Raw genomic sequence first — 26,361 nt, 5'->3', positions numbered from 1 at the left:
AGGAGGCAATCATGAGCGAGAACGATAAGGCAAAGGGCGTCAGCCGACGAACGGTGCTGGGAACGACGGCGGCCGCGGCGGGCGTGGGCCTGGCCGGCGGCGCGGCGATGAAGGACGGCGGCTTCGTCTCGACGGCGGACGCGCAGACCAAGAATGCTGCACCGAAGGCGCCGGCCGCACGGCCGGCCGTGCAGAAGACCGAGGTCGCGCCCGGCGAGCTCGACGAATATTACGTGTTCTTCTCGAGCGGCCAGACTGGTGAGATGCGGATCGTCGGCCTGCCGTCAATGCGTGAATTGATGCGTGTTCCGGTATTCAACCGTTGCAGCGCAACCGGCTGGGGCCTGACCAACGAAAGCATCAAGGTCCTGACCGAGGGGCTGCAGCCTGCGACGCGCGAGTTCCTCAAGAACCGCGGCGGTACGTTCGTGAACGGCGATCTCCACCACCCGCATATCTCTTTTACCGATGGCACCTATGACGGGCGCTACGCCTTCATGAACGACAAGGCCAACACCCGCGTGGCGCGGGTGCGGCTCGACGTCATGAAGTGCGACAAGATCATCGAGCTGCCGAACCAGCATACCGTCCACGGTTTGCGGGTGCAGAAATATCCGCGCACCGGTTATGTGTTCGCCAACGGCGAGGATGGGGTTCCCCTGCCCAACGACGGCAAGGTCCTCGACGATCCCAAGCAATACCGTTCGATGCTCAGCGCGATCGACGGCGACACGATGAAGGTGGCCTGGCAGGTGATCGTCAGCGGCAATCTCGATAACGTCGACGCTGACTACCAGGGCAAATACGCTTTCTCGACCTGCTACAACGGTGAGGAAGGCGTCACTCTGGCGGAGATGACCGCCAGCGAACAGGACTGGGTCGTCATCTTCAACATCAAGCGGATCGAAGAGGCCGTGAAGAAGGGCGACTTCAAGGAAATGAACGGTGTGCCCGTGATCGACGGCCGCAAGGGATCGGCCTACACCCGCTACGTTCCGGTCTCGAACAACCCGCACGGCATGAACACGGCTCCCGACGGCATCCACATCGTGGCGGCCGGAAAGCTCTCGCCCACCGTGACCGTGATGGACGTCCGCAAATTCGACGATCTGTTCGACGACAAGATCAAGCCGCGCGACGTCGTCGTCGCGGAGCCCGAGCTCGGGCTTGGCCCGCTGCACACCGCCTATGACGGCAAGGGCAACGCCTACACGACCCTGTTCCTCGACAGCCAGATCTGCAAATGGAACATCGACCTCGCCAAGCGGGCCTTCAAGGGTGAGAAGGTCAACCCCATCATCCAAAAGCTCGACGTGCATTATCAGCCGGGTCACAACCATTCCTCGATGGGACAGACCAAGGAGGCGGATGGAAAATGGCTCATCTCGCTGAACAAGTTCTCGAAGGACCGCTTCCTGAACGTCGGGCCGCTCAAGCCCGAAAACGATCAGCTGATCGACATTTCGGGCGATCAGATGAAGCTGGTGCATGACGGCCCGAGCTTCGCCGAGCCGCATGACGCGACCATCGTCCACCGCTCCAAGATCAACCCGATCTCGATCTGGGACCGCGCGGATCCGATGTTCGCCGATGCGGTCAAGCAGGCCAAGGCCGACGGCATCAATCTGGAGGCGGATTCAAAGGTCATTCGCGACGGCAACAAGGTGCGCGTCTACATGACGTCGACCGCGCCGGCGTTCGGCCTCGAACAGTTCCAGGTCAAGCAAGGCGACGAGGTCACCGTCTTCATCACGAATATCGACGCCGTCGAGGATTTGACGCACGGCTTCTGTATCGTGAACTACGGCATCCAGATGGAAGTCGCGCCGATGGCCACCGCGTCCGTGACCTTCAAGGCCGACAAAGCGGGCGTCTACTGGTACTATTGTTCCTGGTTCTGCCACGCCATGCACATGGAAATGAAGGGCCGGATGTTCGTCGAGCCCAAATCGGTTTGAAGTCGGTTTGAAGTCGGTCTGATCGGAGCGACCTCGTGGGTCCATTGTTACGCATGTTTCCGGCGGCGCTGGTCGCCGCCGGGTTGCCCGGCTTCGCCAGTGCGGAGACGTTGACGGCTGCGCCTGGCCAGTCGCTGCAAGCAGTGCTGGATGGCGCGCGTGCCGGCGACGTTATCGAGCTCGCCCCCGGGGACTATCACGGTTCGATCCGGATCGACCGTCCCCTGCAGCTGGTCGGGAGTCGCGTCGCAGTGCTCGACGGCGACGACTCCGGCAACGTCATCACCGTCAGCGCGCCCGACGTCACCATCCGCGGTTTGACCATCCGGGCATCCGGCCACGATCTGCAGGCGATGAATTCCGGGATCTTCCTGCAGAAGACGGCCGAGCGCGCGACGATCGAGGACAACCGGCTGGTGGGAAACCTGTTCGGCGTCTATGTGCATGGCGCCAGGGGCTCACGGGTCGTCCACAACGAGATCGAGGGACTGCGCGGGGGACGTCTCAGCGAAGCGGGCAACGGCGTTTCGCTGTGGAATGCGCCCGACGTCACCATCGCCAACAACATGTTCCGCTACGGCCGCGACGGCATCTTCTCGATCTCGAGCAGCAAGGACCGCTTCGTCGACAATCGCTTCGAGCAGGTTCGCTTCGCGGTCCACTACATGTACACCAACGACAGCGAAGTCAGCGGCAACGTCTCGATCGGCAACCATGTCGGTTACGCCATCATGTATTCAAACCGTCTCGTGATCCGCCACAACTCGTCCGATCACGATCGAGATTATGGCTTTCTCTTCAACTACGCGAACTATGCCCAGATCGAGGAAAACCGCGTTATGGGCGGCCCGCTGACCCCGACGACACAGAACACTGAAGACAGCCCCGACGACGAGAAAGGCATGCTTCCGCAGCCGAAACGGGAGAGTGCTCTCAGGAGCGGCCCGGAGAAATGCGTGTTCATCTACAACACCAACCACAACAAATTCCGCAACAACTGGTTCGAACGCTGCGCCATCGGCGTGCACTTCACGGCCGGCTCCGAAGGCAATGAAATCACGGGCAATGCCTTCGTCAGCAATGCCAACCAGGTGAAATATGTCGGCACCCGGCACCTCGACTGGTCGATCGGCGGGCGCGGCAATTACTGGAGCGATAATCCGGCATTCGACCTGAACGGCGACGGAATTGCCGACACGGCGTACCGGCCGAACGACCTCATCGACCGCGTGCTGTGGACGGCGCCCGCCGCGAAGGTCCTGATCAACAGCCCTGCCGTCCAGGTGATCCGCTGGGCGCAGGCGCAGTTTCCGGCGCTGCTGCCGGGCGGCGTGGTCGACAGCCATCCCCTGGTGTCGCCGCCGCGGAGCCCTGCGCCGAAGGAGACGCGATGACCAGCACGGTATGCGTCAGTGATGTCACCAAGACCTATGGCCGCGTCGAGGCCGTGCGCGATGCCTCGTTCACGCTTGGCCAGGGCGAGCTCGTGGCCTTGATCGGCCACAACGGCGCCGGCAAGACCACGCTGATGAAGCTCATGCTGGGGCTGATCCGGCCCAGCAAGGGCGCCATCGAGGTTCTCGGCGACAATCCCGCCGCCGGCGAATTCGCGGGCCGACGCCAGCTCGGCTACCTGCCGGAAAACGTCTCCTTCGACCCTGCCCTCACCGGCCGCGAGACGCAGGCCTTCTACGCCAGGCTGAAGCGAGAGCCGGTTGCCAAGGCGCTGGAGCTGCTCGATGCCGTCGGGCTGGGCGCCGCGAGCCGCCGCCGGGTCAGCACCTATTCGAAGGGCATGCGTCAGCGGCTGGGGCTCGCGCAGGCGCTGCTTGGCCAGCCCCGCGTGCTGCTGCTGGACGAACCGACCACCGGCCTCGATCCGGAGCTCCGGCAGACCTTCTACGACATCATCGCGCGGCTCGCCGCCGGCGGCGCGACCGTGCTGCTGTCGTCGCATGCGCTGACCGAACTTGAGGAGCGCGCCGGCCGGGTCATCATCATGAACCGCGGTATCAAGGTTGCGGACGGATCGATCGACGAGCTGCGTCATCTCGCCCGGCTGCCCACCAGGATCCGTCTCAAGGTGGCTGGCCTTGCTCCGAGCGAGATGCCCGGCTGGGCTCCGCAAGACACCACCTGCCGCCGCTTGAACGGCCACATCGTCGAGATCGACGCCGCACCGGAGCGGAAGATCGAGCTGCTGCATCGCGCCACGGCCGCCGGCAATGCCGTCGAGGACGTCGACGTGGTTCCGCCGACCCTCGACGAGCTCTACGCTCACTTTCTTCGGCAATCGGAGCAGGCGCCATGAACGTCCTGATCATCGCTGCCAAGGAAATCCACCAGGCCATTCGCAATCGCTGGGTGCTTGCCGCAACGCTCCTGCTAGCCGGGCTCGCTTTGTCCCTGACCTTTCTCGGCAGCGCGCCGACCGGGAACGTGGGCGTTCGCACGCTGGACGTCGTTGTCGTCAGCCTGTCGAGCCTGACGATCTTTCTCGTTCCGCTCATCGCACTTCTGATCTCGCACGATGCCATCGTCGGCGAGATGGAACGGGGAACGATGGTGTTGCTGCTGAGCTATCCGGTCGCGCGATGGCAGGTGCTGCTCGGCAAGTTCCTCGGCCACCTCGCCGTCCTCGCCTTCGCGACCTGCCTCGGCTACGGCGCGGCGGTCGGCGCGCTCGCGGCGACGGGCAGCCAGATCGATAGCGATAGCCTGCTGGCGTTCGCGGCGATGGTGGGCTCCTCGGTGCTGCTCGGCGCCGCTTTCGTGGCGATTGGATATCTGGTCAGCGCGCTCGTGCGCGACCGCGGGACGGCAGCTGGCATTTGCATCGGATTGTGGCTGCTGCTGGTGCTGATCTACGACATGGCGCTGCTGGGCGTGCTCGCGCTCGATCAGGGCCGCAGCATCTCGGCCGCCGTGCTCAACGCCATGCTGCTGTCGAATCCGACCGACGCCTACCGGCTGATCAACCTGACCGGCTTTGCCAATGTCAGCACCTTCGCCGGTATGGCCGGCCTTGCCCAAACCACGTCCCTGACGATACCGGTCCTGCTGGCCGCCCTGCTCGGCTGGACGCTGCTGCCGCTGGGGCTGGCCGCGCTCGCCTTCTCGCGGAGGGAGCTATGAGGCGCCGAACGATCCTGCTCGCCTTGCTCGTGCCGCTGGCGCTAGCCGGCTGCAACGACAAGCAGGTCGCGAAGATCCCGCCGCCGCATCGGATGACCGCCGAAGACATCGGTCATTACTGCGGCATGAACGTGCTCGAGCATCCGGGACCGAAGGGCCACATCTTTGCCGCGAGCCTGATGGAGCCGGTGTGGTTCTCGTCGGTACGCGACACCATCGCCTTCACCATGCTGCCGGACGAACCCAAAGACATTTTGGCGATCTACGTGTCCGACATGGGCAAGGCGCCCGACTGGGACAAGCCCGGCGCCGACAATTGGATCGAGGCCCGCAAGGCGCTGTTCGTGATCGAGAGCCGGGTCAGGAGCGGCATGGGCGGAGACGAGGCCGTTCCGTTCTCGGACCGGGCGGCGGCGGAGAAGTTCGCCGGTGAGAACGGCGGCAGGATCGTCGGCTTCGACGAGGTGCCGCGGGACTATGTCCTGGCGTCGGCGAATGCCGGCGACGCTGTTGCGGCTGACGAGACGGCGGAAGGCCCGCCGGGCGAACGACCGAGGAGGACGCCATGACGCGAACCCTGACGCGCCGACGCTTCATCCGTATCAGCGCGGCGGCCGCTAGCCTCGGCGCGCTGTCCGCGGGACATCCCGTTCGTGCGGAGGTCGCGCCGGTGACCTGGCGTGGCACGATGCTGGGCGCGGTCGCGACGATGGAAATCCACGGCGAGGATCGCAGCCGGGCGGAACGGCTGATCGCGCTGGCCTGCGCCGAGGCGCGGCGGCTCGAGCGGCTGTTCAGTCTTTACCTCGACGAGTCCGCGCTGGTCGCGCTGAACCGGACGGGTGTCCTGATCGATCCCGCCGCCGAAATGGTCGATCTGCTCTCGACCTCGCAACACTATTCCACGCTGACGGGCGGCCTGTTCGACGTCACGGTGCAGCCGCTGTGGGAGCTCTATGCCAACCACTTCGCGCGCGATGACGCCGATCCGGCCGGTCCTGTGGCAACCGAGATCGGGGCTGCGGTTGCGCGCGTCGGCAGCCACCGGCTGTCGGTCAGCCGCGACCGCATCGTGATGCCCAAGGGCATGGTCATCACCCTGAACGGGATCGCGCAAGGCTACGTCACGGACAAGGTGGTCGACCTGCTGCGGGCGCACGGCGTCTCTCACAGCCTGGTCGATATGGGCGAAGCCCGGGCGATCGGCGCGCGTCCGGACGGACGCCCCTGGGACGTCGGCATCGCCGATCCCGACATTGTGGGCCAGACGAAAACCGTGCTGCCGATCATCGACCGCGCCGTGTCCACCTCGGGCGGCTACGGCTGCCAGTTCGACGCCAAGGCCCGCTTCAACCACCTGTTCGATCCCAAATCGGGCGGCTGCGCGCTCCGCTATCGCAGCGTGACGACCGTGTCCCGCAGCGCGACCGCCGCGGACGCCTTGTCGACGGCGTTCAGCCTGATGCCGGAAGATGAGATTCGATCGTTGTTGCCGCGTGTCGACGTCGATCGCGTGCACCTGATCGATGAGGCCGGCAAGCCGGTCGAATTGTCGGCGTAGTCGGGATAAGGCGCTCGGGACGCACTATCGCGACAGCAGCAGCTCCAGCTGGCTCTGCGCCTTCTTCACGGCCGCTGCGTACCAGCTCTGGCTCGGCGCTTCCTTGGCGAAGCACTTCGTGTAGGCCTCCATCGCCTGGTCTTCCCTGGCCATGGCGTCCTGCGGCGTTTTCCGGACCATCATCTGCTTCCAGACTTTCTCGCAGGCCGGAATCTCTGCCGTCTTCACGGCGTCGGTGTCGGCGAGGAAGAAGACCTTGTCGCCCTTTATCGCGACGACGTCGATCTCATGCGGCGGCGCTTTCAGATCGCCGTTGCCGCGCACCCCCAGCACCGCGGCCGCGGCCCTCGCAGATGCCGGCTTGATGATCGGCAGCTCCGCATATTTGGCGAAGGCCGAGTCCTGGATCGCTTGATAGTAGAAGCGGTCGGACTTGAAGGCCGCGGCGATCTCTTGCGGCATGCCGTCCTCGCGGTGCTCGCCGAGCCAGTGCTTGAGCAGCCCCGTTGTGGTCACCACGGCCTGCCTCCTGTCGCCTTCGGAGGCGAACCCGAGACCGTCGAGATGGCCGAAGCCTGAATCACCCTTGAACAGCGTGTCGGCGTTCGACTTGCCGTCCACGGGAAGCCCCTTGATCGTGACCGGTCCGACCAGGCCGCTCAGCACGCCTGCCAGCTCGTTCAGTGCCGCGTCATGCTGCTTGTAGATCTCGTCGCTCTCCTTGGCCGTCGAGAATTTTGCGATGTAGCGATCGCGCAGGTCGAGATAGTGCTGCTCCGGCGTCGCCGCATGAATGGGCGTCGCCAGGACGAGCAGGCCGAGCAAGGCAAGCGATTTCATTCGATGTCCGGGGAATGGGGCGCGATCTCCCATCTTTGTGCCGCGGAGAGGCGGGAAGGTTCATCCGCGACGACCGCGTTCCAGCGCCCTACTCCGCCGGCGTGAGCTGCCGGCTCAGGCGCACGGCCGCGGTCTCGCGGACGCGGACCCGGGCACGGCGCTTGCGCCACCAGATCACGATGCCGGTGACCGAGAGCGCGGCGACCACGAGCCCCATGATCGAGATCAGGATGCGGCCGAACAGTCCGACGATGCGGCCCGAATGCAGCGGGAACTGTGCCTGGACGAAGATATCGGCGGCGGTGCCGACCCAGGGCAGCCGTTCACCGATCGGGCGTCCGTCCTCGCTGTCGTAATAGAGCTGCGCCGGGCCGACGCCGCCGGCGCCGTGATCGTCGCCAGGGTGGAAGAAGGCGGCGGCATAGACGCCATGAGCCGGGCCGTAATTGATCGAGCCAACCGGGATCGTCCAGCCTCGCGCCTTGCCGTCGGCCGAAGCGCGCGCGGCGATCTCGGCGAAGCTGATCTTGGGCTCGATGGGATCGTCGAGATCGCGATACGGCCGCTGCTCATAGGGCGTCGGCGTATAATTCGACACCATCTTCATCAGCGGCGAGAACACCTCGAAATAGAGGTTCAGCGAAAACGCCGTGAAGGCGATCACGAAGAGCACGCCCCAGGTCCACAGGCTGAAGGCGCGATGAATGTCGAAATTGATCCGGTAGGCGCTGCCCGAGGTCTTGATGATCCAGGCTGGTGCCCAGCGCGCCCAGAAGCCACGCGCGAGCTGACGCGTGACTTCAGGTGCCCGCGCCGCCTTGGCGCGCCTGCGCGAGGGCAACGTCAGATAGAAGCCGACGAAGCAATCGATAGTCCAGATGATGGCGATCACGCCGAGCACGCGCATGCCCCAGCGGTCGCTGCCCCAGAACTCCGGGATGTGCATCGTGTAGTGCAGCTTGTAGAGAAAGGAGACGAAATTCTCCCGCGTCACCGGCCAGACCGCGCCCCAATAGCGCCGGCCAAGCTCCGCGCCGGTGTTCGGATCGAGAAAGACCTGATTAAAGTCGAGCGCGTAACGCTTGCCGGTCGACGGATCGATCCTCGGCATGACGAAGAACCACAGCGAATGGCCCTCCTCCGGCGTCATGAAGAGGTAGACCACACGCGCGCGGGGATCGCGCTGCTCGATCATCTTGGCGAGCTCGATCGAGGGAATCGCGGGGCCCTTGCTGGTGACGTCGAACAAATGGTTGTTCAGGACCTCGTCGATCTCGTGATCCCAGGAGATGATCGCGCCTGTGATGCCGGAGAAGAACAGGAATCCGGCCGTGAGCAATCCCGCCCACCGATGCAGCCTGCCGAATATCGCCCTCATCGTCTTCCACTCTCATCCAGTAGATCCGGCTCCCCATTGCCGAACCGTATTCGAATTCACCAGCGGTACGTCAGCTTGCCGATGGCTTTCCGTCCCTCGGCATACATGCAGCCCGACAGGCCGTAGCAGGCGGCGACATAGCGCGTGTCGGCGAGGTTGGTGACGTTCAGCGACAGACGCCAATTGTCCCTGGTGTAGGCAAGGAGCGCGTCGAGCACCGTGGCCGATCCCACCTTGAACGTGTTGGCATCATCGCCCCAGGTCGCGCCGACATAGCGAACGCCGCCGCCGAACTGCAAGCCTGCCATTGGCCCGGTCTGAAGCGTGTAGTCGCTCCACAGCGACGCGCGGTTGAGCGGCACGGTGACCGGCGCCTTGCCGACATTGACCGGATCCTGCGTGACCATGGCATCGACATAGGCATAGGCGGCCCGCAGGTTCCAGCCGTCGGCGAGCGACATCGAGCCTTCGAGCTCGATGCCACGCGACTTCACCTGCCCGGTCTGTTCGGAATAGGTCGTTGCGGGCACATAGACGACGACATTGTCGCGCGTGAGATCGAAGGCCGCGAAGGTGAACAGGGCGTTCCAGCCGAGCGGCTGGTACTTGACGCCCACCTCATACTGCACGCCGGTCTCAGGATTGAGCAACTGCCCGGACGGACCGGTCGCGAGCACCGGCAGGAACGACTCCGAATAGCTGAAATACGGGGCGATGCCGTTGTCGAAATTGTACATGACCGCGGCGCGGCCGGTGAAGGCCGAGGCATCCTTCGTGACCGACGTTGGGGTGACGACATCAGTATCGACCTGCGTCGTCACGAAGTCCTGGCGGCCGGCGAGCTGGAACGAGAGCCGGCCGAGCTTGATCTGATCCTGCGCGTAAAGGCCGAGCTGCGACTGCTTCACGCCCTTGTTGTCGTATATGTCACCCATAGTCCAGTCGTAGCTGTAGACCGGATTGAAGACGTTGATCTCCGGCGACGACGTCGTGACGGCAAAGGCGGTGTCGCGGAACGTGGTGTTGCGATAGTCGAGCCCGACCAGCGTGGTATGGCTGAGGATTCCGGTTACGAACTTGCCCTGGAGCTGGTTGTCCACCGCGAAGGAGTTGATGTAGGAGTTGCTGTAGCTGCCGAAACGACCCAGCTGCCCCGCCGCCTCGTCGGTGTATCCGGTGCCGTAGAAGGTCTTTTCCTCGTTGTGCTGATAGGCGTAGCGCAGGTTTTGCCGGAACGTGATGTTGTCGGTGAAAGTGTGCGACAACTGATAACCGGCGGTTGCGATCTCGGTGTTGAACGCATTGAAGCTCGGCACGCCCGCGAAGAACGAGACCGGGATGGTGCGGCCGTTGTTCGGCCACACCGTGCCCGAGGCCGGCAGGAATTGCAGGCCCCACCCTGCCCGATCGCGCTGGTAGTTGGCGAGCAGGGCGATGGTGGTGTCCTCGTTCGGCTTAAAGGTAACTGCAGGCGCAATGAAGACGCGGTTGTCCTTGGTGAAGTCGACCTGGGTTTCGCCGTCGCGCACGACGCCGGTGAGGCGCCACAGCACCGTGCCCTCCTTGTTGGCGGGGCCACCCATGTCGAACTGACCTTGGTAGCGGTTGAAGCTGCCGCCGGAGATCGAGACCTCGCCGAATTGCTGCGCGGTCGGCAGCTTGGTCACGTAGTTGAGGATGCCGCCGGTGCCGCTGCCGCCATACATCGCCGATGACGGTCCCTTGAGAATCTCGAGGCGCTCGGCGCCATAGGGATCGAGGCCGTTGAAATGCACGTAATTGCTCGAGGGGATCCGCAGGCCATCGATGTAGAGGCCCGACATGGTCGTGTCAAAGCCGCGGATCTGGAGCGCGCCGAAGCGGGTATCAGAACCGCCATTGACGTCACCGCTGACACCGGCGGTGTAGCGCAGTGCCTCGCCGATCGAGACCGCGCCCTGGTTCCTGACCTGGTCGGTGGTGACGACGGACACCGACTGCGGGGTTTCGATCAGCGGCGTATCCGTCTTGCTGGCGGTGCCGCTCCGTGTGGCCACGAAACCGCGCACAGCACCGTTGGCGCGTTCGGCCGTCGCGCCATTCGATGATGCCGATTGGGTTGGCGCGGCCTGCTGCGCCGGAGAGCGGCGATTGGCGCGCGAGGTGCGCGTCGCCGCACTTCGCGACGGAGCGGTCGCCGCAGGTCGGGCACGCTGGACTGGCGCATCGACGGTGACAGTGGGAATTTGCGTCTGGGCCTCCACGGGACCCAAGGGAACGAGGGAGACCGTGCCGACCGCCCCGAGGAAAAGCATCTGGATGTGTCGAGAACGCGTGTTGCCACGCAAACAAAGTTGGAAGTCGGTCACGTCTTTCGAGGCCCCACGCACTGCCGGCTTTGCCGGTATCGTTCTTGATGTCCCGCCGTAACTCAGGCGGTTTCGGAGTGCGATAGGAACGACGTTAGAATTTCTCCAGAGATGTGCGCAGCAGGTGCGACCAATGCGCTCATGTCGAATGAGCCCCTACGATGCCGCGCGGCACTTGCATGAGAGGCACCGGTCACGGCCATCTCGATGCTTCCGCATTTGGAATGCTTCCAGATAGAAACACTCCCTCACTCTTGGGCAATGCTCGGAAATAATCGGCTTGTTACCGCGAGGCCTTAAGTCTTCCCGGCGCGACAGCACGATTCGTTGCGAGCATTGCTCTCTCCCGCCAGCACGCTGCGACTGTTGCGATCCGGCGGAATGTCTCCGGCCGCATTGGCCGCAAAGAATCCGGTCGGCTTCAGCATGAAGCCGGCATATTCGACCGGCATAACCGGAAAGTCCTCGGGCTTGCAGACGTGGGTATGGCCGAACGAGTGCCACACCACGATGTCGGCATTCTCGATGTTCCGGTTCTGCGCGGCGTAGCGCGGCAGGCCATCACCGCCGGCATGGACATTGGGATAGTCACCGCTGGCGTATTTTTCGCTCGCGTCGAACGCGGTCACCCAGACATGCTTCGTGGCAAAGCCGCCGCGACTGCGTACGTAGCTGCCCTCCTGCGCCAGCATCAGCGGGCTCGGATTGACCACGAGCTTATAGGCGGGAGCATTGCCGACCGAGTTGGTCTCGTTGGGATTGCTGATCTTCCAGAACCGGCCGGTCTCCCCGTTGGCGATCGCTGCTGCGTCACGCTCGCGCGAGAGCACACGCGTGGTGACGTCGAAGACGTTGCCGTGTGGATTGTCGTGGCCCCAGGGCCGCGGCACGAAGTCGTGCTCCGTCACCGTGTTGCCGCCGCCGTCGAGGTCCATGTGCAGGCGCACGTTGAAGAAATGCTGATGCGTCGGGCCGCCCAGATTGTCCTCGACCATGCCGCCCCATTTGTAAGTCTCGCCCGGCTGCACGGCGGCGGTCTGGATGATGCCGGTGAGCTTGGTCTCCAACTGGATCGTGCCGTCCTGGTAGAGGTACCAGTAGAAGCCGTAGTCGTAGTTACCCACGGTCGCAAAGAACGAGATCACGAGCCGCCGCGACCTTCGGACCTCGAACAGGTCATTGCGGAACTCGTAGTGCTTCCAGGCAATTCCATAGTCTTCTTCATGCATGCAGATGGCGTTCTGCATGACGAAGGGCTCGCCCTTGCTGTCGGCGGCCGGGACGTCGAAATAATGGATGTTGCCGAGGCAGTCGCAGCCGAGCTTGAGCGCATTGGCGAGCATGCCAAGGCCGTATTCGCCGGCATCGAACGCCGACTTCCAGAAATGGTTCGCGTTCGGGTCGGCGTAAGGCACCACCATCTCGGTGACGCTGGCGCGATGGATCAGCGAGCGCTTGCGCACGCCATCCTGATAAGCAAGCTGATGCAGCACCAGCCCTTCGCGCGGGGTGAAGCCAACGCGAAAACTCCATTTCTGCCAGTCGACCTTCCAGCCATCGACCTTGAAGCTTGCCCCCTCCGGCTGCTCGATATGCAACGGCTTGATGTCGGTGCGCGGGTTTTCGACCTCATGCGCGCCGTAATTCCGCTTCTTGCGCGGGATCGGGACGATTGGGCTCTCGTCGGTGAGATCAATGACCTTGCCGCCGATCAGGTCGACCACGGCGACCACACCCTCGATCGGGTGCGCATAGCCGTTGTCTTGAAGATGCTCGCGAAAATAACTGACGGCCCGCACGATGCGGGCCCCGCGCTCGAACTCCTTGTCGAAGAAACCCGACGAGAACGGATCGACCTGGACCAGCGCGATGTCCTGGTCGGAGAGCCCGCGCCGGATCATCGCCGCACGCCAGCCGGGGTCGGCCTTCACCACGGCCTCGCATTTGAAGAACTCTTCCAGCATCACCGGCGGCTGCCCATAGGGCGCTTCGCGGTTCGGAATGATTTTGCGCGCGATGATCTCGTTGCGGCCGAGATCGACGATGTGCTCGATCGCCTCGCCGGTGGCCACATCGAGCGTCAGCACGAAGGCGCGGCGCCCTGCTCCGCCGGCCGCCAGCTCCTGCTTGGTCGGCTCCTCCAGGCGGACCGTCGGGAAGCGGCAGTTCTCCACCGAGCTTGCGGCGGCACGCACGAGTGTGCAGGCTGCGGCGATCTCTTCGGCTGTCAGCGGATCGAGCGGATGCGGCGCGGCAACTTGCGCTGACGATTCGGAGGTGACGATATCGAGCATGAGGCAGTCCAGAATTCAGCGCGGGGTGAGATGCGCAGTGATGGCGTTGAAGGCGGCGAACCAGCGCTTGTCGATCGGCACGTCCATCGCCTTCGGCTGCGTGGCGAGCTTGACGATGACGGTGTCGGAGTCCCAATCGACATAAAGATGCTGGCCGTGGATGCCGATCGCGATCATCGCGTTGCGCGACGGATCGATCGTGAACCATTTGCTGCGGTAGCGCGCGCCCGGGAAGAATTCGGCGAGGTCGCCGTCGGCCCAAGCCTGGGGATCGCCGTTCTCGCGGATGTCGTCGATCCACCAGCCCGGCACCACCTGTCGTCCCTGGACGACGCCGCGGCAACGGATCATCTCGCCGAAGCGGATGAGATCGCGCGCCGTGAAGGAAAGGCCGCCGGCGATGCGGCCCATGCCGTGGCTGTCGAGTGTCAGCGAGCCGTCCTCCTCCGCGCCCATCGGCTGCCAGAGATATTCGGAGAGGATGCGCTGGTAGGGCATGCCGCAGGCGCGCTCATAGACCCAGCCGAGCACTTCGGTATTGGGCGAGACGTAGTGGAACACCTTGCCGTGTGGCTTGCCGGTGCCGCGCAACGTGGTGAGATAGGCGCGCTGGTGGCCGGGGTCGACGCCTGGGGGCGGCACATCCCAGCCGGAGGAAAAGCGATAGCGCACGACGTCGCCGGCGGGGGCCTCGTAATCCTCCTCGAACTTGATGGCGACGGCCATGTCGAGGAGATTGCGGACGGTGCAGCCGCCGTAAGCGGAGTTCTCGAGCTCCGGCACGTAGCGCACCACCCTCGCCTCGGGATCGAGCAATCCGCGCGCGGTAAGCACGCCGCCGAGCGTGCCGGCGATCGCCTTGCTGATCGAGCAGATCAGATGCGGCGTTGTCCTGCTCATGCCGTCGCCGTACCATTCGTGGATCAGCGTGCCCCGATGCATGACCAGCAGTGCATCGCCAAAGGTCTCTCGCAGCGTGGCCTCGATCGTCGTCGACTTGCCGCCAGGCGCGGCAAAGTCGAGCTTCGACAGCTCGCGCGGTGCATTCAGTATGGGCGTCGGCTGTGACGAACGTCGGATCTCCGCGGTCGGCAGCACTTCGCGGGTATGGGTGAAGCCCCAGCGTATCGCGGGAAAGCTGCGCCAATTGGCGCGCGTCACCTGGGCCTCGGGCGCTGGCGGGCTGCCGCGCATCACATCGGTTGGTCGCATTCGGTCCTCCGCAAGCATTCCAACCGGAGGTCGGAACGGCTGGAGCGAAGCCTGCACCGCGGCGCCATCAGGCGTTATCGAGATCCGGCAATATTTTGCTGGACTCGGGCACGGGGCGTGCCAGTCTTGGCGCAATTCTTGCGGGTTTCGGCAGGTCAATTTCGACATATCGTCATGGTCTTAGGCGCAGATTCTCAGATTCAAGACTCGGCTGTCTGCCTGCTTCAGGCGAGCAGCACGGATGTCGATGAGCATTGCGCCGGTCTCGGCCGCTGGCGACTGAGCTATGACCAGATCAGCGCCGGCGCGTTTCGAGGCAGCTTTACGCAACTGTCCCTGCCCCACCTCGAGGTGTTCCGGGAAATCACCAGCCAGCAGGTCCGCCAATATGGGCAGCTGGGCGCTGACAGCTTTGGCATCGGCCTGCCTTGGCACGGCGACGGTGAGGTCAGCTGCAACGGGACCAGAGCCAGCGGCGCGCGAGTGCTCGCCAGCATCGACGCCGAGATCGACATGTGCACGCCGAGGGCGTTCGAGCTGCGTGGCATCGTTGCCAGCACGATGCTAATCGCGGAGCTTGCCGCCCGGCTCGATATCGAATTGCCGCGTGCAGTCTGGCACCAATTGCGGGTGATCGAGATGGCGGAAGCGCCGGTCGCGCGGCTGCGCGCGCATCTTGCCGCGATTCAAGAGATGATCGCGACCGCCCCCGAAGGGTTCAATGATCCGGTGGCCCGGCAGGCGCTGGAAGACGCCCTCCTCGTCGAGATCATGGACATGTTGCCGACCGCACGCCCCAGCGATCCCGGTCGCAGCGCAAGTGCGCGCAAACGCACCGTCGATCGCGCGCGCGAGCTGATGCACGGCAACGGCGATCGTTCGCTGTCGCTGCTGGAGGTCTGCAAGGCGGCGGGCGCGAGCCCGCGCAAGCTCGGCTATTGCTTCCAGGAGGTTCTGGGTACGAGCCCGATGCATTATTGGCGCGCGATGCGGCTGAATCGCGTGCGGCGTGACCTCAAGCGCGCCGGCGGCACGGATTCCTCCGTTTACGACATCGCCGTGCAGCACGGATTCTGGCACTTCAGCCAATTCTCGCTCGACTACAAGCGCCACTTCTCCGAAAAGCCCTCGGAGACGCTGCGGCGGGCAAGGCGTGCCGCGTGATCCGGCTCAGTGCTGCCGCAGCCGGCGGTTGACCCGCCGCGCCAGGTAGTCGCCCGCGCTCTGGACGAGTTGCACCAGCGCAATCAGCACGACGACAACCGCCAGCATCATCTCCGGCATGAAGCGCTGGTAGCCGTAGCGGATGCCGAGATCGCCGAGGCCGCCGCCGCCGACCGCGCCGACCATCGCGGAATAGCCGAGCAGGCTGACCACTGCGAGCGTCAGCGCCAGCAGAAGTCCCGGCAGCGCCTCGGGGATCAGCACCTTGAACACGATCTGAAGCGGCGAGGCCCCGAATGAAGACGCGGTCTCGATCAGGCCGCCATCGACCTCGCGGATCGCAGCTTCGACCAAGCGCGCGATGAACGGCGCGGACGCGATCGTCAGCGGTACGATCGCCGCGGTCGATCCGATCGAGGTGCCGGCAACGAGGCGCGTGAACGGGATGATGGCGACGACCAGGATGATGAAGGGGGTGGAGCGCGTCGCATTGACGATGATCCCGAGCACGCGGTTGACAAGCGGGGCCGCGAACAGCTCCCCCTTCCGGCTGGTGGCGAGGAAGACACCGAGCGGCAGGCCGAAGACGGTGCCGAGCAGCGCCGCGATGCCGACCATGTACAGGGTTTCGAAGGTGGCCTGGACGATCAGGTTGATGAGTTCAGGCGACATAGCCGAGATGCTCCGCCGGGAATTGATGTTGAGACAGAAAGGCCAGCGTCCGCGTCGCCGCGTCGTCACGGCCAGAACTACCGAGAGGAATGCCGAGAACGAGCGAGCCGACATGCTGGCCGCCGATCTCGTCGATGCGGGCCGACAGCAGCGACACGTCGAGGCCGAGCTCGCGGGCGAGCCGGACGACCAGCGTGTCGCCGGCCCCCGCTCCGCGCACCTGGAGGCGGATCACGGCCTGCCCGCCGGCAGATGGCTCCGCCACGATCCGGCTCGCCAGCGAGACCGGCAAGCTGTCGCCGATCACCTCGGCCAGGAAGGACTGCGTGATCGGATGCTTCGGGTGGGTGAAGATGTCGGCGACATGGCCGCTCTCGACGACGCGGCCGGCATCGAGCACGACGACTTCCTTGGCAAGCTGGCGCACCACGGACATTTCGTGGGTGATCAGCACGATGGTCACGCCGAGCTCGCGGTTGATGTTCGCGAGCAGATCGAGGATCGCGCGCGTGGTCTGCGGATCGAGCGCGGAGGTCGCCTCGTCCGACAAGAGCACGCTCGGCCGGGTCGCCAGCGCGCGGACGATGCCGACGCGCTGCTTCTGACCGCCGGAGAGTTCCGACGGATAGCGGTCATGCTTGTCGGCAATGCCGACGAGCGCGAGCAGTTCGGCCACGCGCGTCTTGATGTCGGCCTTGGCCCAGCCGGCGATCTCCAGCGGCAGCGCAATGTTGTCGGCCGCGGTGCGCGAGGACAGCAGGTTGAAATGCTGGAAGATCATGCCGATCGAGCGTTGCGCCAGCCGCAACTCGCGGCCCGCCAGCGCCGAGATATCGCGGCCATCCACGATGACATGTCCGGTGGTCGGCTTCTCTAGCCCATTGATGAGCCGGACCAGACTCGACTTGCCGGCGCCGGAGCGGCCGATCACGCCAGTGATGGAACCGCGTGGTATCGCGAAATCGATATTCTCAAGCGCGTTGACCCCGGGCTTGCCGCGGTAAGCCGGATAGGTCTTCGAGATGCCGGCGAAACGGACCATCGCCTCCGACTCGACGGCAGCACGCGAAATCGCTTCGAACCTCTCGATCGGCTGTCCGATCGCGAGCGATTGGTGGGCATTCATGGAAACGGCCTTCATGCACAATAATTGGGTTGCCGCACGCCCCGGGCGTAAGGGAACCAGATCGCATCCAGCGACGGGGGTGGAACAGCGGTGAGGGCTCGGAATGGAACGCACTGCACCGCAGCACGCACCATCGCCCTTTCGGGCCTGTCTTGCAATGTCAGATATTTGCGAGGAGTTGGACGAAGTTTTCCCAATCCTTCCCCGGAGAAGAATATTCCTTCGCCAGGGCGTATCAGCCTCCCGCCCGGCTCATCCCATCTGCAGCCAGGGCAACACGATCAGCAGAAGCCCGGCGAAGTAGAGCAGCCCGAAGATCAGACCAAAGCCCCAGAACTGGCCCTTCCCGATATAGCCGCTGCCGAAATACATCGGCGCGGGTCCGGTCGCGTAAGGCGAGATCACGCCCATCAGGCCGAGCGAGTACATGCAGAGCATGGCGAGGGTCGTGACCGGCAGATCGGGGATGCCCGATCCGACCGCGAGCACGACGGGCAGCACCGCGGCGGCATGCGAGGTAATGCTCGAGAAGAAATAATGGATCCAGAAGAACAGCGCGACCAGGAGCAGCATCGCGGTCGACGGGGACAGCCCGGCGAGCGGCTTTGCGTATTCGGTCGCGAACCATTTGATGAAGCCGATCTCGTTGAGGCCAGAGGCCAGCGTCAGCAGCGAGGTGAAATAGAAGAACACCTCCCAGGCGCTCTTCTCGCTGACGATATCGGCAAACTCGATCACGCCGGTCACCAGCATCAAGGAGATCACGATGAACACAACGGTGGTCGCGTTGACGAAGTTCGAGCCGAGCACGGGCACATGAATGTCCGGGCTCGACCCCGCGATCCACAGGAACATCGCAAGCGCGATCAGGCCGAGCATGATCCACTCGTTGCGCGACATCGGGCCCATCGTCTGGAGTTCTTTCGCCGCCCAGTCGGAAATCTCCGGGCTGCGCTTCACCTCGGGCCGGCACACCAGATAGCTGAGCAGCGGCACGAGCACCATCAGCAGGATGCCGAGCGGCGCGAAGCCGAGAAACCACTGGCCCCAGCTGACCTCGACCCCGACCGTCTTCCTGGCGATCGCCAGCGCCGCCGCGTTGGGCGCGAGCGCCGTGAAGAACAGCGAGCTTGTGACGGCGGTCGCGGCAAAGGCCGTCCACATCACATAGGTGCCGATCCTGCCGGCGGTCGGTCCCGGCTCGGAGCCGTAGATGCGCGGGATGTTGCTGATGATGGGATAGACGATGCCGCCGCTGCGCGCGGTGTTCGACGGCGTTGCCGGCGCAAGCAGGAAGTCCGACATCGCCACCGCATAGCCGAGGCCGAGCGTGTTGCGGCCAAGGCGCTTCACCAGCACCAGCGCGATGCGCCGGCCGAGCTGGCTCTTGCGATAGCCGATCGAGAACACGAAGGCGCCAACGATCAACCAGACCGTGCTTTCGGCAAAGCCTGCCAGCATCCAGCGCAGCGACTTGGTCGGATTGGGATCGATATAGCCGCTGATACCGGCGACCGTCAGGCCGATGAAGCCGACCGCGCCGACCGGCATCGATTCCAGGATGAGTCCGGTGATGACGGCCGCGAACACCGCGAAATAGTGCCATTGATTGACGTTGAGCCCCGAGGGCGCCGGCCACAGATAGATCACCAGCCACACCGCCAGCGGTGCCACCAGTTTCCAGCGAAACCCTTTCGCCTCAGGCGCCTGCGAATTGGCGGTCATGGGCCCTCCTCTCGAATGTCGTCGCATGATGCGGCTCGTTGGCCGAGCCTGCTTTGTCCCAGTGCGGCGTATACGGACTGTCGGGGCTGCGATCAATGGCCTGGCATCAATCTACCGCCCCTTGAAGCGCGGCTTGCGGCGCCCCAGGAACGCTTCGACGCCCTCCTTGTGGTCTTCGCTGAAACTGGCGAGCGCGAACTGGTCGACGTCCATGTGGCTGGCGAGATCGTCCAGCGCATGCGCGAGCCGGTTGACGGTGAGCTTCGTCATCGCAACCGAGAGCGGCGGCTGCGCGGCGACCTTGCGGGCGAGCTCCATGGCGGCATCGAAGGCATGGCCGGGATCAGTCACCTGTTCCACCAGGCCCCACTCATAGGCCTCATCCGCCGAGATGCGCTGATCGGCCAGGATCACCGCCTGCTTGGTGCGGGCGGGTCCGATCAGGTGCAGCATGCGCGGAATGCTCTGCCAGCTCATGTTCATGCCGAGCCCGATCTCGGGCACGCGCAAGTGGGCATCGTGCCCCATCACGCGGAAGTCGAGTGCCACGGCGAGCGCGACACCGCCGCCGACGCAAAACCCCTCGATCGCCCCGATCGTGATCTGCTCCATCTCCTGCCAAGCGTGTGTGAGGCGCGGCCCGAGCTTGAGATGCCGGCGCAGCGTGCCGAGATCCATCTCCTTGCGCGAGCGGCCCTCGGCGTCTTTCAAGTCGAAGCCGGCGCTGAATGCGCTTGTGCTGCCGGTCAGAACCACGACGGAAGTCGCTGCATCGTCTTCGAAGCTCCGCGCGGCCGCGGTGAGCTGCCGCAGCGCCTCGGGCGACAGCGCGTTGATGCCATCGCCCCGGTCGAACCGCACGATCGCGATCCGCCCTTCCGGCCCATGACCTTTCTCGATCGCCACGTAATTGGCCAACGGAAGTCTCCCCTGTTCTTGTTGCTCTTGATCACAAATGCCCAGTGCGCCGGTGCTCCGGCTCGCCGCCGCGAACCGGAAACCGGATCGTCGTCCCGATCGTGATCCAGTTGGCGTTCTCGCCGCCGATGTTGCGGCCGTAGATCACGTCGACGGAAAATATCTCGTTCGGCCGGTAGCGTACACCGGTCTGCAAGCGCGGTTGCACAACGCTCGCGACCTCGGACGCGCCAGCCTGGCCATAGGCCTCGATGGTCCATTGCAGCGTGTCGGTGAACTTCCAGTCGAACCCGACGCCATAGGTCAGGTAATGGCGATCCACGGTGCGATCCCAGAGCCAGCCGCCGTTCACGTTGATGCGCATCGTCTCCGACAGGCGAAAGGTCGCGGGGATGACCGCAAAGGCGGACAGCGCCTCGCCGGTCGCCACGTCGAACGATCCCCCGCCATAAGCCGACAATCCCCATCGCCCCACCCCGGTCGGGATGAAGTTCGTTTTGGCTTTGGGAGCTATCGTCGTGGTCCAGTCGCCATCGCTGCGGGCGCGGATGGTCTGGAGGCTCAGCTCGATCGGCCGGAAGGGGTCGACCACGCAGGAGGGATTGGCGACCGCCAGGAAATCCGTATTGGAAGCAGTCGACATCCAGCTCTCGACCTTGCAGGAGCCGACCTCGGAGATGTCGGCGGCATCGACCGCATAGGCGCCATTCGCAGCGCGCGCATCACGCGCCGCGAATGTCACAAGAGCCGCAATTGCGACAATTATTCCGGTTCGTGCAGCCCAGCCCATGGCTGGATGTTAGCAGAGTCTTCCTCGACAAGGCCCGGATTCTGGGACTATCTTCGCGTCATGAGCGAGCATCATCACGACCACGATCACGACCATTCCGAGCTGTCGGAGACCGAGCTGCGCGTGCGCGCGCTCGAGACGATTTTGACGGAAAAGGGCTATGTCGAACCGGCCGCGCTCGACGCCATCATCCAGGCCTACGAGACCAAGATCGGACCGCACAACGGCGCGTGCGTCGTCGCCAAGGCCTGGAGCGATCCGGCCTTCAAGAAGGCACTGCTGGAGGATGGCAGCAAGGCGATCGGCACGCTCGGCCATGTCAGCCGCGTCGGCGACCATCTCGTCGTGGTCGAGAACACACCCGAGCGCCACAACATGGTCGTGTGCACGCTGTGCTCCTGCTACCCCTGGGAAATGCTGGGGCTGCCACCGGTCTGGTACAAGGCCGCACCCTACCGCTCGCGTGCGGTGAAAGATCCGCGCGGCGTGCTCGCAGATTTCGACGTCACCCTGCCCAAGGAGATGGAAATCCGGGTATGGGATTCCACCGCCGAAACGCGCTTCCTGGTGCTGCCAATGCGGCCTGCGGGTACCGAGGGATGGAGCGAGGAACAGCTCGCCGAGCTCGTCACGCGCGATTCCATGATCGGCACCGGCTTTCCCAAGACGCCGGGAGCACCGTCATGAACGGCGTGCACGACATGGGCGGCATGGACGGGTTCGGCAAGGTCGAGCCCGAGCCGAACGAGCCGATGTTCCACGAGGAATGGGAGTCGCGTGTGCTCGCGATGGTACGCGCGATGGGCGCGGCCGGCGCCTTCAATATCGACACCTCGCGCTACTATCGCGAGACGTTGCCGCCAGACGTGTATCTGTCGAGCTCCTATTACAAGAAATGGTTTCTCGGGCTCGAGGAGATGCTGATCGAGAAGGGCTACCTCACGCGAGAGGAGGTCGCCGCCGGCCATGCGATGCAGCCCGCAAAGGCGCTCAAGCACGGCAAGTTCGATCTCGCCAATGTCGAGCGCGTGATGGTGCGCGGCAAGTTCGCCCGCCCTGCCCCGGCGCCTGCCAGGTTCAAGATCGGCGACCGCGTGCGCGCCAAGAACATCCATCCGGCCACGCATACAAGGCTGCCGCGCTACGTGCGCGGCCATGTCGGTGTCGTCGAGCTCAACCATGGCTGCCACGTGTTTCCGGACACGGCGGCGATGGAGCGCGGCGAACATCCGCAGTGGCTTTACACCGTCGTGTTCGAAGGCCGCGACCTCTGGGGCGATGACGGCGATCCGACCCTGAAGGTCTCGATCGACGCCTTCGAGCCGTATCTGGATCCGGCGTGATGAGCAGCACGGCAGCGGCGGTCGCAACGGCGGCCATTCCGAGTATTCCACGCGATGACGACGGCCCGGTGTTCCGCGCGCCCTGGGAAGCGCATGCGTTCGCCATGGCGTTGACGCTGCACGAGCGCGGCGTGTTCACCTGGCCCGAATGGGCAGCAAGCCTGGCCTCCGAGATCAAGCGCGCGCAGGCCGCCGGCGATCCTGATACGGGCGAGACCTACTATCTGCACTGGCTCGCCACGCTGGAAGGCTTGGTCGCACGCAAAGGCGTCGCCTCGATGGACACGCTGCACCGCTATCGCGATGCCTGGGACCACGCGGCGGATCGCACCCCGCACGGCAAGCCGATTGAGCTTCGGCCGGAGGATTTTGGCTAGCTCGCGCTCCACCCGTCATTGCGAGCGCAGCGAAGCAATCCAGAATCTCTCTGCGGCGGCAGTCTGGATTGCTTCGTCGCAAGAGCTCCTCGCAACGACGCGTTGAGAGAGAACGAGCTCTATCCTCCGTCGTCGCCCGGCTTGACCGGGCGACCCAGTACGCCGCGGCTTCTCGGCTCAAGCATGGTCTCTGGGATACTGGATCACCCGCCTTCGCGGGTGATGACACCGAACGTATGGCCTCGCCCCGCCACGAACTCCCGCCATCCCTTCGCCCGCAGGCTGCACGCCGGGCACTCGCCGCAGCCGTAGCCCCAATCGTGCTGCGCGCCGCGTTCGCCGAGGTAGCAGGTGTGGGAGTGCTCACGGATGAGGTCGACCAGCCCCTCGCCGCCGAGATCCTGCGCGAGCTTCCATGTCGCGGCCTTGTCGATCCACATCAAGGGCGTATGGAGCTCAAACTTCCTCGCCATGCCGAGCGAGAGCGCCGTCTGCATGGCGCGGATGGTTTCGTCGCGGCAATCGGGATAGCCGGAGTAATCCGTCTCGCACATGCCGCCGACGATGTGGGTGATGCCGCGCCGATAGGCCAGCGCCGCCGCAAAGGTCAGGAACACGAGGTTGCGGCCGGGCACGAAGGTGTTCGGCAGGCCGTCGGCGCCCATCGCAATCTCGACGTCGCGGGTCAGCGCGGTCTCTGACACCGCCGCCAGCGTCGGGATCGACAGGGTATGGCTGTCGCCGAGCTTTGCGGCCCAATCCGCGCGCAGGCCCTTGACGCCGTCGAACAGCCGCTCGCGGCAGGCCAGCTCGATGGCGTGGCGCTGGCCGTAGTCGAACCCCAGCGTCTCCACGCGCGCAAAGCGGCTGAGCGCCCAGGCAAGGCAGGTGGTGGAATCCTGACCGCCGGAAAACAGCACCAGCGCAGTTTCCGATGAAAATGTATCGCTCATGGCCCGCGCTTTAGCATTGTGGAACGCATCAGCCAATCGGTGGAAATCGGCCCGTTCCGCACGCCCGCGCTGGGAACGGCCGCCCGGTTTTGGCATAACGCTGGCAGCTAGGAGAATGGCCCCGCAATGACCCCTTCCCGCGACATTTCCCGCCTGATCGAGATCATGGCGGCGCTGCGCACGCCGGTGACCGGCTGCCCCTGGGACCTCGAGCAGAATTTTGCGACGATCGCGCCCTACACGATCGAGGAGGCCTATGAGGTGGTGGAGGCCATCACCCGCGGCGATCTCGACGATTTGCGCGAGGAGCTCGGCGACCTGCTGCTCCAGGTCGTGTTCCACGCCCAGATGGCGTCCGAGCAGAACGCTTTCGCATTCGGCGACGTCGTCGAGGCCATCACGCGAAAGATGATCCGGCGTCACCCGCACGTCTTTGCCGACAAGGACGGCAATCTCGCCTCCTCTCACGTCAAGGAAGTGTGGGACCGCATCAAGGCCGAGGAGAAAGCCGAGCGCGCTGCGCGTCGGCCGCCGGAACAGGCGCCGACGCACAAATCGCTGCTGTCAGGCGTGAAGGCCGGCCAGCCCGCCCTGACGCGCGCGATGGAGCTGCAGCGCAAGGCCTCCACCGTCGGATTCGACTGGAACGACCCGCGCGCGGTGCTGGCAAAGATCCGCGAGGAAGCCGACGAGATCGAGGCGGCGCTCGATCGTGGCAACAAGCAGGAGCTGGCCGAGGAAACCGGCGACCTGATGTTCGCCCTCGTCAACCTCGCCCGCCACGTCGATGCCGATCCGGAAGCCGCCCTGCGTGCGACCAACGCAAAATTCGAGCGGCGTTTTGCCTATATCGAACGCGCGCTGGAAGCGCAGGGCCGGACGCTGGAGCAGGCCTCGCTGGCGGAGATGGACGCGCTGTGGAATGCAGCGAAGGGTGAGGAGACCGCGCCAGAGGAGCGCAATCAAGCCCGCCGCTAACTTCGCCGTCGTCCCGACAAGCGCGCCTCAAGCGCGCGCAGATCCAGGACCCATACTCCCAGGGAGCGGTCGTATCGGCAATCTGATAACCACGGGCCTTCCGTCAAACGACGTCCTGTGGCTATGGGTCCCGGATCAGCGTTTACGCTTGTCCGGGACGACAGCACCGTTGAGGCCGCAGTTGGCGCAACTCGCGCGGCGGGGGCCTATGTCGCATGATGTGGCACCGCGTCGAACCTCGACACCACGATATCCCGCTTGGTCTCGTCCACCCGCACCGTCATGTCGAAGCGACCGTCGTGCAGCTCCTTGGCCAGCACCTCGGAATTGCGGTGCAGCCAGCTGATGCCGGCGCCGTCTGCAGCATCGATCGAGAGATCGAGCGTGGTGCGCTTGGCCGCTAACCGCTCCTCGATCGCGGCGAGCAATGCGTCGACGCCCTCGCCTGACACGGCGGAGACCAGCATGGCTGGATGATCTTCGGGCCGGCGCGCTGCGATGTTCAGAAGCTCTTCGCGCTGTTCAGCGTCGTAGCGATCGATCTTGTTCCAGACCTCGATGATGCGGCCGCTATCGTCCGGGTTGATCCCGAGCTGGCGCAGCACGGCATCGACGTCGCTCTGCTGGGCCTCGGCGTCGTCGTGCGAGATGTCGCGCACATGGAGGATGACGTCGGCCTCGAGCACCTCCTCCAGCGTGGCACGGAAGGCGGCGACGAGCTGGGTCGGCAGGTTGGAGATGAAACCGACCGTATCCGACAGCATCGCCTTGCCGCCATGCGGCAGGCTGAGCGCGCGCAAGGTCGGATCGAGCGTCGCAAACAGCATGTCGGCGGCCTGCACGTCGGCGCGGGTCAGGCGGTTGAACAGCGTCGACTTGCCGGCATTGGTGTAGCCCACCAGCGCAACGACGCGATACGGCACGCGCCGACGTCCCGCACGATGCAGCCGCCGCGTCGCCTGCACCTTCTTCAGCTCGCTCTCGAGCTTGGAGATGCGCTCCTGGATCAAGCGGCGGTCGGCTTCGATCTGCGTCTCGCCGGGACCGCCCATGAAGCCGAAGCCGCCGCGCTGGCGCTCCAGATGGGTCCACGAGCGCACCAGGCGCGAGCGCTGGTAGTTGAGATGCGCGAGCTCGACCTGGAGCGAGCCCTCCTTGGTCTTGGCGCGGCGGCCGAAGATTTCCAGGATCAGCCCGGTGCGGTCCAGCACCTTCGCGTGCAGCTCTTTCTCGAGATTGCGCTGCTGGATCGGCGCCAGCGCGCAATCCATCACCACGAGCTCGACATCGAGGGTCTTGATCAGTCCGGCGATCTCCTCGACCTTGCCCTTGCCGATATAGGTGGCGGGGCGGATCTGGCTGATCGGCGCGATGATGGCGTCGGCGACAACGAGATCGATCGCACGCGCGAGGCCCGCGGCTTCGTCGAGCCGGGCCTCGGCGTCGCGCTGAACATGGCTTTCCGATTGCGCGTCGGCACCGCCCGCGCGCACACGCAAGTAGGGGCCGATGACAAGCACCCGCCCCGTTTGCTTAGCCCCCGCCGACCGCGGACGGTCGGCATCCCCGTCGAAATTCCGGGGTTCCAA

Annotated in this window: 23 protein-coding genes; 11 read left to right on the top strand and 12 right to left on the bottom strand. The window is 64.7% G+C overall.

The genetic code is table 11. The annotated features are described in order from the left end of the window. Positions 1-11 precede the first annotated feature (11 nt). The 6 genes from nosZ to UNPA324_RS04160 are packed head-to-tail and all read left to right on the top strand — an operon-like array spanning position 12 to position 6,654. On the top strand, positions 12-1,958 hold the full coding sequence (gene nosZ / locus UNPA324_RS04185) for a TAT-dependent nitrous-oxide reductase (protein WP_128921788.1): 1,947 nt from the start codon (positions 12-14) through the stop codon (positions 1,956-1,958). A 53-nt stretch (positions 1,959-2,011) separates the two neighbouring features. Beyond that, positions 2,012-3,352: a nitrous oxide reductase family maturation protein NosD gene (locus tag UNPA324_RS04180; RefSeq protein ID WP_141938686.1), complete on the top strand. Its 1,341-nt coding sequence runs from the start codon at positions 2,012-2,014 to the stop codon at positions 3,350-3,352. Continuing rightward, a complete protein-coding gene (locus tag UNPA324_RS04175; RefSeq protein WP_141933649.1) occupies positions 3,349-4,269 on the top strand; it encodes an ABC transporter ATP-binding protein in 921 nt (306 codons plus the stop codon). Before UNPA324_RS04180 ends, UNPA324_RS04175 begins: the two co-directional genes overlap by 4 nt. Further along, complete coding sequence (locus UNPA324_RS04170; protein WP_128921790.1) at positions 4,266-5,093, top strand: ABC transporter permease subunit; 828 nt, start codon at positions 4,266-4,268, stop codon at positions 5,091-5,093. Before UNPA324_RS04175 ends, UNPA324_RS04170 begins: the two co-directional genes overlap by 4 nt. Further along, positions 5,090-5,662 (top strand): nitrous oxide reductase accessory protein NosL, encoded by a 573-nt coding sequence (locus UNPA324_RS04165; protein WP_141933647.1) that lies wholly within the window; start codon positions 5,090-5,092, stop codon positions 5,660-5,662. Before UNPA324_RS04170 ends, UNPA324_RS04165 begins: the two co-directional genes overlap by 4 nt. Further along, positions 5,659-6,654: an FAD:protein FMN transferase gene (locus UNPA324_RS04160; protein ID WP_141933644.1), complete on the top strand. Its 996-nt coding sequence runs from the start codon at positions 5,659-5,661 to the stop codon at positions 6,652-6,654. The genes UNPA324_RS04165 and UNPA324_RS04160 overlap by 4 nt, the downstream gene beginning before the upstream one ends. 24 nt (positions 6,655-6,678) lie before the next feature. On the opposite strand, the gene UNPA324_RS04155 is transcribed toward UNPA324_RS04160, so the two are convergent. The 5 genes from UNPA324_RS04155 to UNPA324_RS04135 all read right to left on the bottom strand — a co-directional run bounded on the left by UNPA324_RS04155 (position 6,679) and on the right by UNPA324_RS04135 (position 14,726). Continuing rightward, positions 6,679-7,494 carry a hypothetical protein gene (locus UNPA324_RS04155; RefSeq protein ID WP_141933642.1) on the bottom strand — a complete coding sequence of 272 codons (816 nt, stop codon included), beginning with the start codon at positions 7,492-7,494 and terminating at the stop codon, positions 6,679-6,681. 88 nt (positions 7,495-7,582) lie between these two features. Continuing rightward, on the bottom strand, positions 7,583-8,872 hold the full coding sequence (fsrB, locus tag UNPA324_RS04150; protein ID WP_141933640.1) for a siderophore utilization protein FsrB: 1,290 nt from the start codon (positions 8,870-8,872) through the stop codon (positions 7,583-7,585). 56 nt (positions 8,873-8,928) lie between these two features. Continuing rightward, positions 8,929-11,166, bottom strand: a complete 2,238-nt coding sequence (locus tag UNPA324_RS04145) for a TonB-dependent siderophore receptor (RefSeq protein ID WP_502705447.1) — start codon at positions 11,164-11,166, stop codon at positions 8,929-8,931. Between the two features lie 350 nt (positions 11,167-11,516). Continuing rightward, positions 11,517-13,514, bottom strand: a complete 1,998-nt coding sequence (locus UNPA324_RS04140) for a primary-amine oxidase (protein ID WP_141933636.1) — start codon at positions 13,512-13,514, stop codon at positions 11,517-11,519. A gap of 15 nt (positions 13,515-13,529) precedes the next feature. Further along, positions 13,530-14,726 (bottom strand): serine hydrolase domain-containing protein, encoded by a 1,197-nt coding sequence (locus UNPA324_RS04135; protein ID WP_141933634.1) that lies wholly within the window; start codon positions 14,724-14,726, stop codon positions 13,530-13,532. 174 nt (positions 14,727-14,900) lie between these two features. Here UNPA324_RS04135 and UNPA324_RS04130 point away from each other — a divergent pair, with 174 nt between their 5' ends. Continuing rightward, positions 14,901-15,890 carry a helix-turn-helix domain-containing protein gene (locus UNPA324_RS04130; RefSeq protein ID WP_141933632.1) on the top strand — a complete coding sequence of 330 codons (990 nt, stop codon included), beginning with the start codon at positions 14,901-14,903 and terminating at the stop codon, positions 15,888-15,890. Positions 15,891-15,896: 6 nt separating this feature from the next. Here the strand turns inward: UNPA324_RS04130 and UNPA324_RS04125 are convergent, their stop codons facing one another. From UNPA324_RS04125 to UNPA324_RS04105, 5 genes are all read right to left on the bottom strand, one after another. Beyond that, positions 15,897-16,562: a methionine ABC transporter permease gene (locus UNPA324_RS04125; protein WP_141933630.1), complete on the bottom strand. Its 666-nt coding sequence runs from the start codon at positions 16,560-16,562 to the stop codon at positions 15,897-15,899. Further along, on the bottom strand, positions 16,552-17,688 hold the full coding sequence (locus UNPA324_RS04120; protein ID WP_246667112.1) for a methionine ABC transporter ATP-binding protein: 1,137 nt from the start codon (positions 17,686-17,688) through the stop codon (positions 16,552-16,554). The genes UNPA324_RS04125 and UNPA324_RS04120 overlap by 11 nt, the downstream gene beginning before the upstream one ends. A 252-nt stretch (positions 17,689-17,940) precedes the next feature. Further along, positions 17,941-19,413 (bottom strand): DASS family sodium-coupled anion symporter, encoded by a 1,473-nt coding sequence (locus UNPA324_RS04115; protein ID WP_141933629.1) that lies wholly within the window; start codon positions 19,411-19,413, stop codon positions 17,941-17,943. Positions 19,414-19,524: 111 nt separating this feature from the next. After that, positions 19,525-20,331 (bottom strand): enoyl-CoA hydratase/isomerase family protein, encoded by an 807-nt coding sequence (locus UNPA324_RS04110; RefSeq protein WP_128921801.1) that lies wholly within the window; start codon positions 20,329-20,331, stop codon positions 19,525-19,527. Between the two features lie 31 nt (positions 20,332-20,362). After that, a complete protein-coding gene (locus UNPA324_RS04105) occupies positions 20,363-21,121 on the bottom strand; it encodes a PA4824 family protein (protein ID WP_141933627.1) in 759 nt (252 codons plus the stop codon). 60 nt (positions 21,122-21,181) lie between these two features. On the opposite strand from UNPA324_RS04105, the gene nthA reads away from it, so the two are divergent. Genes nthA through UNPA324_RS04090 form a run of 3 tightly spaced genes read left to right on the top strand, consistent with a single transcriptional unit; the run spans position 21,182 to position 22,841 of the window. Further along, positions 21,182-21,808, top strand: coding sequence for a nitrile hydratase subunit alpha (gene nthA, locus UNPA324_RS04100; RefSeq protein WP_128921803.1), 627 nt, complete (start codon positions 21,182-21,184; stop codon positions 21,806-21,808). Next, positions 21,805-22,464: a nitrile hydratase subunit beta gene (nthB, locus tag UNPA324_RS04095; RefSeq protein ID WP_128921804.1), complete on the top strand. Its 660-nt coding sequence runs from the start codon at positions 21,805-21,807 to the stop codon at positions 22,462-22,464. The genes nthA and nthB overlap by 4 nt, the downstream gene beginning before the upstream one ends. Further along, positions 22,464-22,841 (top strand): nitrile hydratase accessory protein, encoded by a 378-nt coding sequence (locus tag UNPA324_RS04090; RefSeq protein ID WP_164936554.1) that lies wholly within the window; start codon positions 22,464-22,466, stop codon positions 22,839-22,841. Before nthB ends, UNPA324_RS04090 begins: the two co-directional genes overlap by 1 nt. A gap of 203 nt (positions 22,842-23,044) precedes the next feature. Here the strand turns inward: UNPA324_RS04090 and queC are convergent, their stop codons facing one another. Then, on the bottom strand, positions 23,045-23,794 hold the full coding sequence (queC, locus tag UNPA324_RS04085; protein WP_128921806.1) for a 7-cyano-7-deazaguanine synthase QueC: 750 nt from the start codon (positions 23,792-23,794) through the stop codon (positions 23,045-23,047). A 126-nt stretch (positions 23,795-23,920) separates the two neighbouring features. Here queC and mazG point away from each other — a divergent pair, with 126 nt between their 5' ends. Next, positions 23,921-24,772: a nucleoside triphosphate pyrophosphohydrolase gene (gene mazG, locus UNPA324_RS04080; protein WP_128921807.1), complete on the top strand. Its 852-nt coding sequence runs from the start codon at positions 23,921-23,923 to the stop codon at positions 24,770-24,772. Positions 24,773-24,978: 206 nt separating this feature from the next. Here the strand turns inward: mazG and hflX are convergent, their stop codons facing one another. Beyond that, positions 24,979-26,361: a GTPase HflX gene (gene hflX / locus UNPA324_RS04075; protein ID WP_164936555.1), complete on the bottom strand. Its 1,383-nt coding sequence runs from the start codon at positions 26,359-26,361 to the stop codon at positions 24,979-24,981.

It is taken from the genome of Bradyrhizobium sp. UNPA324 (genome assembly GCF_006658635.1).
Lineage (GTDB): Bacteria > Pseudomonadota > Alphaproteobacteria > Rhizobiales > Xanthobacteraceae > Bradyrhizobium > Bradyrhizobium nanningense.
Note: the sequence above shows the minus strand (reverse complement) of the source record. Positions and strands in the feature narration are given on the sequence as shown.